At 67.2% G+C, this 15,193-nt stretch carries 13 protein-coding genes, 1 tRNA gene and 1 pseudogene; 12 read left to right on the top strand and 3 right to left on the bottom strand.

The features are described 5' to 3' along the window. Window positions 1-85 precede the first annotated feature (85 nt). The 9 genes and pseudogenes from ftsZ to pyk form a co-directional block, all read left to right on the top strand. Window positions 86-1,036 (top strand): annotated as a pseudogene (gene ftsZ, locus FB473_RS10795) (cell division protein FtsZ); the annotation flags it as partial. Between the two features lie 307 nt (window positions 1,037-1,343). After that, a complete protein-coding gene (locus FB473_RS10790; RefSeq protein ID WP_167167341.1) occupies window positions 1,344-2,114 on the top strand; it encodes a purine nucleoside phosphorylase YfiH/LACC1 family protein in 771 nt (256 codons plus the stop codon). Window positions 2,115-2,264: 150 nt separating this feature from the next. Beyond that, window positions 2,265-2,765: a cell division protein SepF gene (locus tag FB473_RS10785; RefSeq protein ID WP_376837251.1), complete on the top strand. Its 501-nt coding sequence runs from the start codon at window positions 2,265-2,267 to the stop codon at window positions 2,763-2,765. Window positions 2,766-2,817: 52 nt separating this feature from the next. Further along, window positions 2,818-3,108: a YggT family protein gene (locus tag FB473_RS10780; RefSeq protein WP_167167338.1), complete on the top strand. Its 291-nt coding sequence runs from the start codon at window positions 2,818-2,820 to the stop codon at window positions 3,106-3,108. 152 nt (window positions 3,109-3,260) lie between these two features. After that, entirely contained in the window at window positions 3,261-4,418 is a 1,158-nt protein-coding gene (locus FB473_RS10775; protein WP_167167335.1) for a DivIVA domain-containing protein, read from the top strand. Between the two features lie 183 nt (window positions 4,419-4,601). Then, complete coding sequence (locus FB473_RS10770) at window positions 4,602-5,033, top strand: TraR/DksA family transcriptional regulator (RefSeq protein WP_167167333.1); 432 nt, start codon at window positions 4,602-4,604, stop codon at window positions 5,031-5,033. Between the two features lie 34 nt (window positions 5,034-5,067). After that, window positions 5,068-5,637 (top strand): signal peptidase II, encoded by a 570-nt coding sequence (gene lspA / locus FB473_RS10765; protein WP_341770096.1) that lies wholly within the window; start codon window positions 5,068-5,070, stop codon window positions 5,635-5,637. Further along, window positions 5,634-6,557 carry an RluA family pseudouridine synthase gene (locus FB473_RS10760; RefSeq protein WP_167167330.1) on the top strand — a complete coding sequence of 308 codons (924 nt, stop codon included), beginning with the start codon at window positions 5,634-5,636 and terminating at the stop codon, window positions 6,555-6,557. The genes lspA and FB473_RS10760 overlap by 4 nt, the downstream gene beginning before the upstream one ends. A gap of 112 nt (window positions 6,558-6,669) precedes the next feature. After that, on the top strand, window positions 6,670-8,058 hold the full coding sequence (gene pyk, locus FB473_RS10755) for a pyruvate kinase (RefSeq protein WP_243863536.1): 1,389 nt from the start codon (window positions 6,670-6,672) through the stop codon (window positions 8,056-8,058). 283 nt (window positions 8,059-8,341) lie between these two features. On the opposite strand, the gene FB473_RS10750 is transcribed toward pyk, so the two are convergent. Then, a tRNA-Leu gene (locus FB473_RS10750) sits at window positions 8,342-8,424 on the bottom strand. Window positions 8,425-8,694: 270 nt separating this feature from the next. Between FB473_RS10750 and FB473_RS10745 the strand changes: the two genes are divergently transcribed. Continuing rightward, the gene (locus FB473_RS10745) at window positions 8,695-9,321 is read left to right on the top strand and encodes an ANTAR domain-containing response regulator (protein ID WP_376837253.1); all 627 of its coding nucleotides are present in this window, start codon (window positions 8,695-8,697) and stop codon (window positions 9,319-9,321) included. Between the two features lie 54 nt (window positions 9,322-9,375). Here FB473_RS10745 and FB473_RS10740 read toward each other — a convergent pair whose 3' ends face one another. Further along, the gene (locus tag FB473_RS10740) at window positions 9,376-9,786 is read right to left on the bottom strand and encodes a PaaI family thioesterase (RefSeq protein ID WP_167167324.1); all 411 of its coding nucleotides are present in this window, start codon (window positions 9,784-9,786) and stop codon (window positions 9,376-9,378) included. A gap of 73 nt (window positions 9,787-9,859) precedes the next feature. Between FB473_RS10740 and polA the strand changes: the two genes are divergently transcribed. After that, complete coding sequence (gene polA, locus FB473_RS10735; RefSeq protein WP_376837260.1) at window positions 9,860-12,616, top strand: DNA polymerase I; 2,757 nt, start codon at window positions 9,860-9,862, stop codon at window positions 12,614-12,616. A gap of 16 nt (window positions 12,617-12,632) precedes the next feature. Here polA and FB473_RS10730 read toward each other — a convergent pair whose 3' ends face one another. Continuing rightward, window positions 12,633-13,307 carry a class F sortase gene (locus tag FB473_RS10730; RefSeq protein WP_167167321.1) on the bottom strand — a complete coding sequence of 225 codons (675 nt, stop codon included), beginning with the start codon at window positions 13,305-13,307 and terminating at the stop codon, window positions 12,633-12,635. Between the two features lie 415 nt (window positions 13,308-13,722). Between FB473_RS10730 and rpsA the strand changes: the two genes are divergently transcribed. Next, the gene (gene rpsA, locus FB473_RS10725; RefSeq protein ID WP_167167319.1) at window positions 13,723-15,171 is read left to right on the top strand and encodes a 30S ribosomal protein S1; all 1,449 of its coding nucleotides are present in this window, start codon (window positions 13,723-13,725) and stop codon (window positions 15,169-15,171) included. Window positions 15,172-15,193: the final 22 nt, after the last annotated feature.

Genomic DNA, 15,193 nt, shown 5'->3' with positions numbered 1-15,193 from the left:
ATATCGAGTGCGCGAAAGCTGAATACGAACACACGCATACGGTGCGGGCTATCCCGGGCGCACCGGCAAGGAATGGGGCGGACTGGTGGCCAGCGCATCGCAGAACTACTTGGCAGTCATCAAGGTCGTTGGTGTCGGCGGTGGCGGTGTCAATGCGGTCAACCGGATGATCGAGTCCGGTCTGAAGGGCGTCGAGTTCATCGCGATCAACACCGATGCACAGGCACTGCTCATGAGCGATGCCGACGTGAAGCTCGATATCGGCCGTGAGCTCACCCGCGGTCTCGGCGCGGGCGCCGACCCGGAGAAGGGCCGCCAGGCGGCCGAGGACCACTCGGACGAGATCGAGGAGACGCTGAAGGGCGCCGACATGGTCTTCGTCACCGCGGGTGAGGGCGGTGGCACGGGCACCGGCGGAGCCCCGGTCGTCGCGAAGATCGCGCGTTCGCTGGGTGCCCTGACGATCGGCGTGGTGACCCGGCCGTTCTCCTTCGAGGGACGCCGGCGAGCGGGTCAGGCGGAGAACGGCATCACGAACCTGGCCGACGAGGTCGACACCCTGATCGTCATCCCGAACGACAAGCTGCTGGAGATGACCGATCACCGGGTCGCCATCCTGGACGCCTTCAAGCAGGCTGATCAGGTGCTCATGCAGGGCGTCTCGGGCATCACGGACCTGATCACCACGCCCGGCCTGATCAACCTCGACTTCGCCGACGTGAAGTCGGTCATGAGCAACGCGGGCTCGGCCCTCATGGGTATCGGGTCCGCCCGCGGTGAGGATCGTGCGCGGGAGGCCGCGCAGCAGGCGATCAGCAGCCCGCTGCTCGAGGCGAGCATCGACGGTGCCCGCGGTGTGCTGCTGTCGATCGCCGGTGGCTCCGATCTTGGTCTGTTCGAGGTCAGCGAGGCCGCGAACCTGATCGAGGAGGCCGCCCACGAGGAGGCGAACATCATCTTCGGCACGGTGATCGACGACGCGCTCGGCGACGAGGTCCGGGTCACGGTCATCGCGGCGGGGTTCGACGGCGGGCAGCCCACACCCAAGCCCCGCGTTCCCGAGACCAGGCAGGTGCGTCCGCCCGAGTCCCGTGAGGCCCGTCCCGTGACCCCGCGTCCCGCGTCCCAGGTCTCCGCGCGCCCGACCGTGCGTCCTGCCGCCCCAGCGCCCCATCCAGCGCCGGTCTCCGAGCAGCCGGACCAGCGGCGCTTCGCTCAGCAGTCGCTGGACGAGGGGGCCGACGAACCCACGCACACCTCGTTGCCACCGGCCCCTGATGATGACGACGACCTCGACGTCCCCGATTTCATGAAGTGAGCGGCCCGGTCGGCCGCCCGCGTCCATGTTCAGCACTCTGATCGAGCCCACCGGCCCCAGGGGGGTCGGTGTCGCTTTCACCGATCGGGAGGGCGGGGTGTCGTCCGGCGCTCTCGGATCGCTCAACCTCGGTCGAAGTGACCTCGACGACCTCGATCATCTGCGGGTCAACATGGCCCGGGTCCGTGAGACCACCGGCATCGGACCGGTCGTCAGCGTCGATCAGGTGCACGGATGGGCGGTGCACGACGCGGACGTGGACGGCCGCGACTGGGACGGTGACGCCTGGATCGGATCGGCGGCACCCGGCGCGTCCCACCTGCCGGTCGCCGATGCGGTTGTCACGACCACCAGGGGACTGGCCTTGATGATCCGGGTGGCCGACTGCGTTCCCGTCGTCCTCGCGGACGAGCGTGCCGGGGTCGTGGGGGCGGCGCACGCGGGCCGGGCCGGCCTGCTCGGTGGCGTGCTGCCCGCCGTGGTGAAGGCGATGGGTGACCACGGCGCCCGTGCGCTCCAGGCGTGGGTGGGGCCCCACATCTGCGGTTCCTGCTACGAGGTCCCCGGGACGATGGCCGATGACGCCGCAGCGCTCCTGCCCGCCACCCGGGCACGGACCTCGTGGGGCACGCCGAGCATCGACCTCGGTGCGGGTGCTCAGGCACAGCTGGAACGGCTGGGGGTCGTCGTCCACCGGGTAGACCCGTGCACCCTCACCTCGGAGACGCTGTACTCGCATCGTGGGGACGGTCCGGGTTCGGGGCGTCAGATGGGCATGGTCTGGCTCCTGCCCTGAGCCTGCGGCACGCAGCGGGCCCGGCACGGTGACGAGGCGTCCGAGTGGAATAGGGGCGTGTCGCGCGCGGGCTGCCGGGCAGCCGGGGCACCGGACTGTAATCTCGGAAGTGTTTCGGGCGAGACCGGGGTGACGAGCACGAAAGGTGTCATGATGGCGCAGCAGGTGATCCGGCGAGCAGCCGCGTGGCTGGGACTGGTCAGCGACGATCATGATGATGCATACGGCGATGACGTCGAGCAGTTCAGCGAGCCCATCTATCGCTCCTCCAACCAGGAGGCATCGGTCGTGACCCCACTGAACCGTCGTCCCCCCGAGCACGAACGACGCGTGGCCGAGACACCCGCTCCCGCGCCCGAGCCGGCGAGGGCCGATCTCAGCCGCATCATCACCGTGCATCCCCGCAACTACAACGAGGCGCGGACGATCGGTGAGCACTTCCGTGACGGCGTCCCGGTCATCATGAACCTGTCGGACATGGAGGACGCCGACGCCAAGCGGCTGGTCGATTTCGCCGCAGGTCTGATATTTGGTCTCCGTGGCACGATAGAGCGCGTGACGAGCAGAGTCTTCCTGCTGTCGCCCAACAACGTGAACGTGACCGCTGAGGACAAGGAACGCATCAAGGGCGGTTTCTACAACCAGAGCTAGCCTGCCACAATGGAGGAGTCGGCTCCGCGACTGCAAAGCTGAGGTTCTTCGAATGGCGACGATCGGGTGGATCCTGTACACGCTCCTGCAGGTCTACATCTGGTTGCTCATAGCCCGCATGATCGTCAGCTGGGTGCCGTTGCTCGCACCGCAGTGGCGTCCTCACGGCTTGGTGGCCTCTCTCTTCGAGATCGTGTACACGCTCACCGATCCCCCCATCAAGGCGTTCCGGTCGTTCATCCCCCCGCTGAGGTTGGGTGGGGTAAGTCTCGACCTGGCCTTTATGGCAGTTTTCATCGCTGTCTACGTGCTTCAGCGCGTCGTCCTCACCGTTTTCTTCTGATCTCCGGGTCCCGGAGGTACCAGCTTCAGCGGGTGAGGGAAAACTTAGAGTAACCTGAACGTGGCGGGTTGCACGCGGCCGCGAACTGCAGCCCGCCGCTTCCAGGCCAAGTTGGCCGGGTCGCAAATGAGCTGCTGATGTGGAGTAACGAGATGACTCTGTCCCTCGATGAGGTCCGCAATATCCGCTTCCCGATGGCGCGCAAGCCGAACGAGGACGGCTATCGGGCCAGCGCGGTCGACAATTTCATGGACAAGCTGGAGGTCAGCTATGCCCAGCTTTTGGATGAGATAGAGCACCTGCGTGCGCAACAGGGCGAGACCGCCGGCTCTGCTGCGAACAAGGACGAGGTGAACTCGCTGCGTGGCCAGATCGACGGCGCGCGTGCCGAGACCGCCCGTCTGGGTGATGAGCTGGGCCAGCTCCAGTCGGCCAGGATGGCCCTCGAGACCGCCAACAACCAACTGCGCCAGGACAACGAGCGGTTGTCGGGTGAGGCCAACCAGCTCCGCCGTCAACTCGACGAGTTGCGGGCGAGCAGCGACCTGTCCAAGACCGGCGGGCAGCAGTTGCAGGCCGAGAACGAGGAACTGCATCGCCAGCTCGAGGGCATGCGCGCCCACCTGAACGAGACGCAGCAGCAGCTCGCCGCGGCCGAGCAGGCTCGTGTGGCCGCCGAGCAGCGCGGCCAGCAGAGCCGCGAATGGGCGCCGCGCCCGATCGTCGGCCCGACAGCGGCCGAGAGCACTTCGCAGCTCGGTGTCGTGGACGACGGCGTGCGCCAGATCGTCGTCACCACCAGTGCCGAGGCCAGCCCGGCCGTCGTGCGCCTGGTCGAACTCGCCACACAGCAGGCCGAGACCCTCATCGGGGACGCCGAGGGCGAGGCTCAGCGCCGGGTGGACGAGGCCAGCGGACAGGCCGAGCGCCTCACGGCCGAGGCCCGCGTCCGGGCACAGCAGCTCGACCACGAGAGCCGGCAGAATGCCGACCGCGTTCTCGCCGAGGCCCGCAGCCGCGCGGACCGGCTGGACTCCGAGGTGCGGCAGCGCCGCGCGGAGCTGTTCAGCGGCCTGGAGACCCAGCGCGATCAGCTCACCGACCTGGTCAATCAGCTGCGCGACTACGAGGAGAACTACCGGCGCACGTTCAACGGCTTCCTTCAGTCGCAGGTCGAACAGCTGGGAAGGACCAGCCTGCAGCCCGCGAATCGCCCGGACATCGACGCCATGTACGGCATCGGTGACGTCCGCGTGTCCACTCCCAGGCTCGATGCGCTGGTCGAGGAGAGCCGCCGCGAACTGGGGTAACCGGAACCTGTGATCGCGTCCCCGTCACTGCTTGTGGCGGGGACGCGGTCTGTCCGGGCGGCGGTCGGATCGTGGCCGCGGATTCGGGTGGTGTCAGTGCAGACATTCTTGGCCGGGTGCTCTATGCTTGCGGATCTCGGGCACGGGTGTACGCTGCCCGCACAGCAACAAGGGGAGAGAAGGATGGCCAGCAAGAAGGCCTCTGTCGCGCAGGCCCCGGTGCCGGCGCTTCCGGTGCTCGACGGCGAGGACCCCTGGACCGCGGAGGAGGTCGCCGAGGTCAGGGCCGAGTTGGAGGCCGACCGCGACCGCATGCGCGAGTCGATCCGCGAAGCCGAGGAAGACCTGGCCGAGCTGATGAACGAGGGCAGCGACGGTGCCGGGCGCGACCCGGCCGACGTCGGTTCGTCCAACTTCGAACGCGACCAGGAACTGTCTTCGCACAACAACCTCCGCAACATGCTCGATCAGACCGAGCAGGCGCTGCGGATGCTCGAACTCGGCACATACGGGTACTGCGAGAACTGCGGCAACCCCATCGGCAAGGTCCGCCTCGAGGCGTTCCCCCGGGCGACCATGTGTGTGTCGTGCAAGCAGCGGCTGGAACGGCGGTGACCACGACCGTGCACGATTCCGCCCGTCGTCGGGAGTGCCGATAACCGGTCCCGCCTCCTCGGGCAGTGAGGTCGAGGAGGCTGCGGCGGAGCATCCGCGCGTGCTGCACGGTGCGACGTCGACGGCACCGCCCGCCTGGATATCGCGTGTGATCGTCGGAGTGCTGGCGGTGACCGGCCTGGCCGTCGACCAGTGGACGAAGCACCTGGTGCTCGGGGAACTCGTCCCGGGTGAGCCTGTCCGGGTCGTGGGAGACGTCCTCACCCTGCAACTGCACTTCAACCCCGGTGCCGCGTTCAGCATGGGCACTCAGTTCACGGTCGTGCTCAGCTGCCTGGCCCTGGGTGTGCTCGTGGCCGTCAGCACGCTGGTGGCACCCCGCGTACGCGGCAGGTTGCTGGCCGTGGCCACCGGGTTGCTGCTGGCCGGGGTCGCGGGCAACCTGTTCGACCGGCTGTTCCGGGCCCCAGGGCCCTTTCTCGGGCATGTCGTCGACTTCATCGCCTTGCGCGGGTTCGCGATCTTCAACGTGGCCGACATGTGCATCACGAGCGCGGCCGGCCTGTTCATCATCTGGTCGGTCCTTTCGGAGCGGCGCCGATGACCGTCCTGCTCGTTCCCGACGGGCTTGATGGCGAGCGGGTGGACGTCGCCGCCGCGCGGATGACCGGCCTGACCCGGTCGCGGATCGCCGACCTCATCGACGCAGGTGGCGTCCAACTGGCGGGCCGGACGATCACCCGTCCGTCGACCCGGGTGAGCGGGGGCGATCTGCTGCAGGTCGACACCTCCGAGCCGGTGCGCACGGCACGGGTCGTCCCGCGAGAGGTCGCCGGGCTGCGCATCGTGTACGACGATCCCGACCTGGTCGTGGTCGACAAGCCTGCCGGAGTGGCCGCACATCCGTCGCTGGGATGGGACGGCCCCGATGTCGTCGGCCACCTGGCGGCCGCGGGTTTCCGGATCTCGACCTCGGGCGCGGCGGAACGGCAGGGCATCGTCCAGCGCCTGGACGTGGGCACCTCCGGGCTGATGGTGGTCGCGAAGAGCGAACACGCGTACAGCGTCCTGAAGCAGGCATTCCGCGACAGGACGGTCGACAAGGTCTACCTCGCCCTCGCGCAGGGGCATCCCGACCCGTTCGAGGGCACCATCGACGCCCCGATTGGACGCCATCCCGGTCACGACTGGAAGTTCGCGGTGGTCGCCGGAGGACGCCCCAGCATCACCCATTACGAGACCGTCGAGGTTCTGCGGGCCGCGACCCTGCTCCGCGTGCATCTGGAGACCGGCCGGACGCACCAGATTCGCGTCCATCTGAGCGCGATCGGGCATCCATGCGTGGGTGATCCTCTCTACGGAGCCGATCCGGTGCTGGCCGAGCGGCTGGGGCTGGAGCGGCAGTGGTTGCATGCCGCGGAACTGGGGTTCATTCACCCCGACAACGGCGAACATGTGCGTTTCACCTCGGAGCCGCCGGTCGATCTGGCCCGGGCGCTCGATGTCCTGCGCGCCGAGACCTGAGTCCGTATGGGCGGCCAATTCAAGCAACCGGCGCATCCTCCGATAGGGTTGGGGCGTGCGTAGAGCGAAGATTGTGTGTACCCTCGGCCCGGCCACCTCCACCCAGGAACGAATGGAAGAACTGATCCGCGCCGGGCTCGACGTCGCGCGGTTCAACATGTCCCACGGCGACCACAGCGAGCACAAGAAGCGCCTGGACGAGACCCGCGCGGCCATGGCCGCCGTCGGAAAGACCGTCGGGCTGCTGGCCGACCTGCAGGGCCCCAAGATTCGCCTCGGCAATTTCGCGGAGGGCAAGGTCAGCCTGACCTACGGTCAGACGTTCACCATCACGATCGACGACGTCGCCGGCGACGCGCACCGCGCGTCCACGACGTTCAAGGGACTGCCCCACGACGTGAAGCCGGGTGACACGATCCTGATCGACGACGGCCGCATCGGCCTGGAGGCCGTCGAGGTCACCGACACTGATGTGATCACCCGCGTCACCGTCCCGGGGCCCGTCAGCAACCACAAAGGCATCAACCTGCCGGGCGTCGCGGTGAGCGTGCCCGCGCTGAGCGACAAGGACGAGGACGATCTGCGCTGGGCTCTGCGGAACCAGTTCGACATGATCGCGCTGTCGTTCGTGCGCCGCGCCTCCGACGTCGACCGCGTCCACGAGATCATGGACGAGATCGGCGTGCACCTGCCGGTGATCGCGAAGATCGAGAAGCCGCAGGCCGTGGCGAACCTCGACGAGATCATCGACGCGTTCGACGGCTTCATGGTCGCCCGCGGCGACCTCGGCGTCGAGCTTCCGCTCGAGGACGTTCCCCTCGTCCAGAAGAAGATCATCCGCAAGGCGCGTAAGTGGGCCAAGCCGGTCATCGTCGCGACCCAGATGCTCGATTCGATGATCAGCGCGCCCCGGCCGACGCGCGCCGAGACCTCCGACGTCGCCAACGCCGTCCTCGACGGTGCAGATGCCGTGATGCTGTCGGGCGAGACCTCGGTGGGTGCTTATCCGGTCGAGACCGTCCAGACCATGGCCCGGATCGTCGAGACGACCGAGAAGCAGGGCATCAAGGAGATCAGCAAGATCAAGTGGGACCCCCACACCACCGGTGGCGTGATCGCGATGGCCGCCGCCATGGCGGCCCAACAGCTGAGCGCCAAGTACATGGTCGCCTTCACCCAGTCGGGCGACACCGCTCGGCGAATGTCGCGGCTGCGCAGCGAGATGCCGCTGGTCGTGTTCACCCCCGAGGAGAAGACGGCCAACTGGCTCACCCTGTGCTGGGGTGCGCAGGTGTTCAGGACGCCCCAGTTCCGCACACACGAAGAGATGGTGACCGCGGTCAACCGGACTCTGCAGGATCTCGGCATGGTGAAGGTCGACGACCACGTGGTGTGTGTGTTCGGTTCGCCGATCGGTGTGGCGGGCAAGACGAACACGTTGCGCATCCATCGCATCAAGCCGCGGGAGTGGGAAGAGACGACCCCGCAGGACGGCGACTGATTCCCGGGCTGTACCGATTATCGGGGTTGATCGTGGGTCGAGTATGACCGACGATCAACCCCGATCTTCTTGAGGCCGTGAGTGCCTGCGCAGTAGGCGGGCCTGATCGCGCGTGCTTGCGGTGCTGCGCACCACTCAACGCACTCAATCGGCTCGGCCGAGCGAGCAGACTCGCTCTCCACTCGCCTCAATCGCGCGTGCTCGCGGTGCTGCGCACCACTCAACGCACTCAATTGGCTCGGCCGAGCGAGCAGACTCGCTCTCCACTCGCCTCAATCGCGCGTGCCCGGGAGGGGAGTCGAACCCCTACAGCCTTGCGGCCAGACGGGTTTGAGCCGTCCGCGTATACCATTCCGCCACCCGGGCATGTCCGACGCGATTGGGGGCGCGTGCGGCAACCGAACTATTCTGGCACAACGGTCGGCAAGAACGCACCCGGCGATCCAGGGCGGCGCGTGAAGAGGGCAATGGGAACCGAGATTGTTGCCATTGCGACGGAAACTGGTTGCCACTCGCTCGGGCCTTGTTATCGGTGTCCTCTTGGGCATTGCGATAAGCTCAGTCCGGCACGATGGGTTTGCCTCGTGAAACCCACACCAACGTTCTGGGACGAACGCTCGAATCAGAGGAAACGCAGTGATTGACAGTACGAAGACAGGGACGAGTCGGCCGCCGCGCGTCCTCGTCGCAGAGGATGAGGCGCTGATTCGATTTGACCTGGTCGAACTTCTCAACGATGAGGGGTACGAGGTCGTCGGACAGGCGGGAGACGGCGAGGCGGCCGTCGCGATGGCGCGCGAACTCGAACCGGATCTCGTGGTGATGGACGTCAAGATGCCGAAGATGGACGGCATCGCCGCGGCCGAGGTCATCGCCTCGGAGCGAATCGCCCCGGTCGTCATGCTCACCGCCTTCAGCCAGCGCGAGCTGGTGGAACAGGCTCGTGAGGCCGGTGCGATGGCTTACGTGGTCAAGCCGTTCGACGCGTCCGACGTGGTGCCTGCCATCGAGATCGCGATGGCCCGCTACGCCGAGATCCGTGCGCTCGACGACGAGATCGAGGACCTCGAGGAGCGCCTGGCGTCCCGCAAGATCGTCGATCAGGCGAAGGGCATCCTGCAGGAGAGCCTCGGCTTGACCGAGCCCGAGGCGTTCCGCTGGATCCAGAAGACCGCGATGGACCTGCGCAAGTCGATGCGTGAGGTGGCCGAGGGTGTCATCGACCACGCGAAGCAGGGGAAGAGCCCCAAGAAGCCCAAGTAGCCGACAAGCGGCGATGTGGCGGTTCGTTCGCCGTCGCCCCAGTCGGCCAGATGGTCATCCCAGGATGCGGCAGGTGACGCGCGCGCTGGCGAGCAGCCGGTCGTCGTCGTCGGTGAGCGTCACCGTGTAGACGGCTGATCCCCGTCCGAAATGGATCGCCGTGGCGCAGCCGTGCACCCAGCCGGTGCTCGCGCTGCGGATGTGGCTGATCGACAGTTCCGTGCCCACGGCTCGGCGGTCGGGTTGCGCGTGCATCGTCGCTCCCAACGAGGCCAGTGTCTCTGCGAGCGTGGCGGACGCGCCCCCGTGCCACAGCCCGAAGGGCTGCGTGTTGCCCTCCACCGGGGCACGGCCCGTCACACGCGCGGCCGAGAGCTCGATGAGTTCCAGGCCCAACTTCGTGTCGAAGGCACTGGCACCGGGCGAGGCCCAGGCCGGCAGATCGGTCGCTGGCAGGTCGGTCATGGTGCAACTGTGTCACATAGACGCGGACGTACCGCGCACCCGCGAGCAGTGACGCATCGCGCGCAGTCCGTCCCTGTCGGCGGCTACAGTCGGACAGGTGAGTGCGCAGCCTGCTTCCCCAGAGTCCGGTCCCGCCGTCGGCGACGGCCCGGTCGATCGGCCCCTGCTCATGCTGATCGACGGCCACTCCATGGCCTACCGGGCCTTCTACGCGTTGCCGACGGAGAACTTCAGCACTCAGACGGGGCAGTTCACCAACGCGGTCTACGGGTTCACCTCGATGCTGATCAACGTGCTGCGTGACGAGCGGCCCACGCATGTCGGTGTCTGCTTCGACGTCTCCCGCAGAACTTTCCGCACCGAGCAGTACGCGGACTACAAGGCGACGCGTGCCAAGAGTCCGGACGAGTTCACCGGTCAGGTCGCCCTCATCAAGGAAGTGCTGGACGCCCTGAGCATCGGTCATGTGGAGGCGGACGGCTTCGAGGCGGACGACCTGATCGCCACGCTCACCACCCAGGCGGACGACCGGAACTGGGACACGATCATCGTCACCGGTGACCGCGACTCCTTCCAGCTGATCGACGGCAACACCACCGTGCTGTACCCGAAGCGGGGGGTCAGCGAGATGTCGCGCATGACGCCCGAGGCGGTGCTGGACAAGTACGGCGTCGGCCCTGAACGCTACAGCGAGCTGGCGGCCCTGGTGGGGGAGACCAGCGACAATCTCCCGGGGGTCCCCGGGGTGGGTGCCAAGACGGCGGCGAAGTGGCTGAGCCAGTTCGACGGGCTGGAGAACCTGCTCGTCCGGGCCGATCAAGTGCCGGGGAAGGCCGGGGAGTCCTTCCGCCAGCATGTGGACGACGTCGTCCGCAACCGCCGGCTCAACCGGTTGGTTCGCGACGTCGACCTGCCGATCGGCCTGGACGACCTCGTCCGGCACCGGTGGAACCGTGAGGCCGTGCACGAGTTGTTCGACGCCCTCGAGTTCCGGGTGCTGCGCGATCGCCTGATCGAGACGTTCCCGCTCGACGACGAGCCGGTCGACACCGGGTTCGAGCTCGTGACCCAGCGCCTGGCTCCCGGCGAGGTCGCAGCGTGGCTCACGGCTCACGCCACGGGCGGGTTGACGGGGGTCGACGTCCAGGGGCATTGGGGCTCCGGGCGGGGTGACGTGACCGCGATCGCCCTGGCCGGCGAGGACGGGGCGGCTGCCTGGATGTCGACCGACGAGTTGAGCCCGGCCGACGACACCGCTCTGGCCGATTGGCTGGCCGATCCCGCTCGGCCGAAGGCCATGCACAGTGCCAAGGGGCCGATGCTCGCGCTGTGGGAACGCGGATGGGCCTTCGACGGCCTGGCCTGCGACACCGAGGTGGCGGCGTACCTGCTGCGTCCCGACCAGCGCAGCTACGACCTGGAGGACCTGTCGATCCGCCATCTCAAACGTGAGTTGCGGGTCGACGGCACCGACGGCTCGGGTTCGGGCCAGGAGATGCTCGACTTCGGTGACGACGAGGGCGCCGCCATGGCCGCGATGATCCGCGCCAGGGCCGTGATCGACCTGGCCCGCGAGATGCTCGGAGAACTTGACGCCCTGGGCCAGCGCAGCTTGCTGGTCGGCATCGAGCTTCCCCTTCAGCGCATCCTCGCCCGCATGGAGCGCACCGGGATCGCCGTCGACAACGATGTGCTCGACGATCTGTTCGCAACGTTCGACGCCCGCGTCCGCCAGGCCGAGCAGGAGGCCTGGGACTCGGTCGGCCAGCAGGTCAACCTCGGTTCGCCCAAGCAATTGCAGGCGGTGCTGTTCGATCAGCTGAACCTGCCGAAGACCAAGAAGATCAAGTCGGGGTACACCACCGACGCCGAGGCGCTGGAGGGGCTCTACGCGAAGACGGGGCATCCGTTCCTGGAGCACCTGCTCGTCCACCGTGACGCGATCAAGCTCCGGCAGGCTGTCGAGGGGCTGCGCAAGGCCGTCCAGGACGACGGCCGCGTCCACACCACCTACCTGCAGACCGTGGCGGCGACCGGCCGGCTGAGTTCGACCGATCCCAACCTCCAGAACATCCCGATCCGCACCGAGGAGGGCCGTCGCGTGCGGCAGGCCTTCGTCGTCGGCAGCGGGTTCGAGGGGCTCATGAGCGCGGACTACTCCCAGATCGAGATGCGCGTGATGGCCCACGCGTCGGGGGACGCCGATCTCATCGAGGCGTTCCGCAGCGGTGTCGACTTCCACACGGTCACGGCATCCAGGGTCTACCGGGTCCGGTCGGACGAGGTGACTCCCGCCCAGCGCGCCGGAGTCAAGCAGATGAACTACGGGCTGGCCTACGGGTTGTCGGCCTACGGGCTGTCCTCACGGCTCGGGGTGTCGGTGGCCCAGGCCCGGGAACTCATGGACGACTACTTCGCGACGTTCGGCGGGGTGCGTGACTACCTGCAGGAGGTGGTCGCGGGTGCTCGCCGCGTCGGATACACCGAGACCCTGCTCGGACGACGGCGTTACCTGCCCGATCTGACCTCGTCCAACCGGCAGCGCAGGGAGATGGCCGAACGGATGGCGCTCAACGCGCCCATCCAGGGGTCGGCGGCCGACATCATCAAGGTGGCCATGATCGGGCTGGACGAGGCGCTGCGCACCTCGGGCCTGGCGTCGCGGATGCTGCTGCAGATCCACGACGAACTGGTCCTGGAGGTGGCGCCGGGCGAGCGCGAGCGGGTCGAGGAACTCGTCCGCGAGCGCATGGGTGGCGCCGCAGACCTGCAGGTGCCCCTCGACGTGTCGATCGGTTACGGGCGAACGTGGCTGGAGGCGGCCCACTGAGATCCGGTCACCGGGATCAGGCCGCGTCGCCGCTCATCAGGTCGCCGTAGTAGATCATGCGGCCCAGCGCGTTGCCCGCAGAGTCGTAGTCGGAACACACGACGAGCGCGAACTGAGGGGCGCCGGTGTAGTCGTAGACGATGTCGGAGTGCGGGTCGTAGTCGGCCTCGATCACATGCAGGCTGCTGGAATACCGGTAGCAGATGTTGCTGCCGTCGGAGCCGGTGATCAGCACGACGTCCCCGACGTCAAGCAGGCCGTCGTTGAGTTCGTTGCCCAGGGCGCCGCCGAAGCGGAAGGTATGGCTGCTGAGCACGACCTTGCCCATGTCGGAGCCGACCTTTGGTCCCTCGTTGAACCAGGCGACGGTATGCGACTCGTTGTTCGGGGGCGCCGCCGCCGCGCTGCTCCCGTCCTGGCCCAGCGACAGCACCGGCATCGTCATACCCTGCCGTACGAGGGTGATCGACACGGGATCGTCGACGGGCTGGGGGTCTGTCGAGCACTCCAGGGACGCGGGGGTCACGACCGGCCGTGTGGAGTCCTTCGTCGTCCCGGACGTCTGGTCCGAACCGAAGAGTGGGAGTTGGAGGACATCTTGCGACTGGTCGCGCAGCGCGATGAAAGCCAGTACGAAGGCCATCGTGAGCAGGACCACGGCCGTGGCGATCCGGAAGGTGCGCTTGCGCATGGTGTCAGTTGCCCCCGTGATTCGTACTCGGTAGCCAGGCGCCGTTCTGATACGCGGATCGGGCCTAGTGGATCAGCCGTCGCCGGGCCGATGCGTGACCGATCAACGACCCAGAAGCACTCTACCAGCGGGTGCAATCCTGCCCGTTCTCCGGCCGAACCGGCGACCGGAACCCGGATTGACCCGTTTGGGACGCCGCACGTAGACTTGAAAGGCATTGTGGTCTGCGCCGCCTCGGACGGAGCAGGTCGCGCTAGCGGTGTGACTTCCGGCCCATCCCGGTCGTTCCGCACGACGCCTGCTGGTCCTCACCGCAGGTCGATGCCGCGGTCGGCCATCTCCCGGTCCCACAACCCGCAGGGCCACGGTGCGTCCACAGCAACATCACCATAACCACAAATCGGAGCCCTACTACATGACCTCCTCTACTGAGGCCTCGAACAAGGTCGCAATCGACGACATCGGAACGCCGGAAGCCTTCGAGGCTGCGGTCGATTCCACCATCAAGTATTTCAATGACGGCGACATCGTGACTGGTACCGTCGTCAAGGTCGATCGCGACGAGGTCCTCCTCGACATCGGCTACAAGACCGAAGGCGTCATCCCCTCCAAGGAACTGTCCATCAAGCACGATGTCGATCCCTTCGACGTCGTCAAGGTGGGGGACGAGGTGGAAGCTCTCGTCCAGCAGAAGGAGGACAAGGAAGGCCGCCTCATCCTCTCCAAGAAGCGCGCGCAGTACGAGCGTGCCTGGGGAACCATCGAAAAGATCAAGGAAGCCGATGGTGTCGTCACCGGCACCGTCATCGAGGTGGTCAAGGGCGGCCTGATCGTCGACATCGGCCTGCGTGGCTTCCTGCCCGCGTCGTTGGTCGAGATGCGCCGCGTCCGCGACCTGCAGCCCTACGTGGGCCAGGAGCTCGAGGCCAAGATCATCGAGCTGGACAAGAACCGCAACAACGTCGTGCTGTCGCGTCGCGCGTGGCTCGAGCAGACGCAGTCGGAGGTCCGCCAGACGTTCCTCCACCAGCTGCAGAAGGGCCAGATCCGCAAGGGCGTCGTGTCGTCCATCGTCAACTTCGGCGCGTTCGTCGATCTGGGCGGCGTGGACGGCCTGGTGCACGTCTCCGAGCTGTCCTGGAAGCACATCGACCACCCGAGCGAGGTTGTCGAGGTCGGCCAGCAGGTCACCGTCGAGGTCAAGGACGTCGAGCTCGATCGCGAGCGCGTGTCCCTGTCGCTCAAGGCGACGCAGGAGGATCCGTGGCAGACCTTCGCCCGCACGCACCAGATCGGTGAGATCGTGCCCGGCAAGGTCACCAAGCTGGTTCCGTTCGGTGCCTTCGTCCGCGTCGAGGACGGCATCGAGGGCCTGGTGCACGTCTCCGAGCTGGCCGAGCGTCACGTCGAGATCCCCGAGCAGGTGGTCAGCGTCGGCGACGAGGTGATGGTGAAGATCATCGACATCGACCTGGAGCGCCGTCGGATCTCCCTGAGCCTCAAGCAGGCCAACCAGGGTGTGGACATCGCCGCCGACGACTTCGATCCGTCGCTGTACGGCATGACCGCGAGCTACGACGACGCCGGTAACTACATCTTCCCCGAGGGCTTCGATCCGGAGACCAACGAGTGGAAGCCGGGTTACGAGGAGCAGCAGGCAGCGTGGGAGGCCCAGTACGCCGAGGCACAGGCGCGCTGGCTCGCCCTCAAGAAGCAGGCTGCCGAGGCCGAGGAGGCCGCGCACGTCGCGGCCCGCGAGGCTGCCACCGAGTACAGCTCGGCTCCGGCCGAGGCCGAGGGTTCGCTGGCTTCCGACGAGGCCTTGCAGGCCCTGCGGGACAAGCTGACCAACGGCAGCCACTGACCGGGCGGTCCCTCAGGGGCCG

Origin of the sequence: Brooklawnia cerclae, assembly GCF_011758645.1 — a bacterium.
Taxonomy (GTDB): Bacteria; Actinomycetota; Actinomycetes; order Propionibacteriales; family Propionibacteriaceae; genus Brooklawnia; species Brooklawnia cerclae.
The sequence above is the reverse complement of the archived record's forward strand: the minus strand, read 5'-3'. Positions and strand labels throughout refer to the sequence as shown.

What these genes read in the sequence shown, in the direction of transcription:
- FB473_RS10785 (WP_376837251.1), top strand. Translation starts at nt 2,265, where the DNA reads ATGATGGCGCAGCAGGTGATCCGGCGAGCAGCCGCGTGGCTGGGACTG.
- pyk (WP_243863536.1), top strand. Translation starts at nt 6,670, where the DNA reads ATGGAAGAACTGATCCGCGCCGGGCTCGACGTCGCGCGGTTCAACATG.
- FB473_RS10730 (WP_167167321.1), bottom strand. Translation starts at nt 13,307, where the DNA reads ATGCGCAAGCGCACCTTCCGGATCGCCACGGCCGTGGTCCTGCTCACG.
- FB473_RS10780 (WP_167167338.1), top strand. Translation starts at nt 2,818, where the DNA reads ATGGCGACGATCGGGTGGATCCTGTACACGCTCCTGCAGGTCTACATC.
- FB473_RS10775 (WP_167167335.1), top strand. Translation starts at nt 3,261, where the DNA reads ATGACTCTGTCCCTCGATGAGGTCCGCAATATCCGCTTCCCGATGGCG.
- rpsA (WP_167167319.1), top strand. Translation starts at nt 13,723, where the DNA reads ATGACCTCCTCTACTGAGGCCTCGAACAAGGTCGCAATCGACGACATC.
- FB473_RS10790 (WP_167167341.1), top strand. Translation starts at nt 1,344, where the DNA reads ATGTTCAGCACTCTGATCGAGCCCACCGGCCCCAGGGGGGTCGGTGTC.
- FB473_RS10760 (WP_167167330.1), top strand. Translation starts at nt 5,634, where the DNA reads ATGACCGTCCTGCTCGTTCCCGACGGGCTTGATGGCGAGCGGGTGGAC.
- FB473_RS10770 (WP_167167333.1), top strand. Translation starts at nt 4,602, where the DNA reads ATGGCCAGCAAGAAGGCCTCTGTCGCGCAGGCCCCGGTGCCGGCGCTT.
- FB473_RS10740 (WP_167167324.1), bottom strand. Translation starts at nt 9,786, where the DNA reads ATGACCGACCTGCCAGCGACCGATCTGCCGGCCTGGGCCTCGCCCGGT.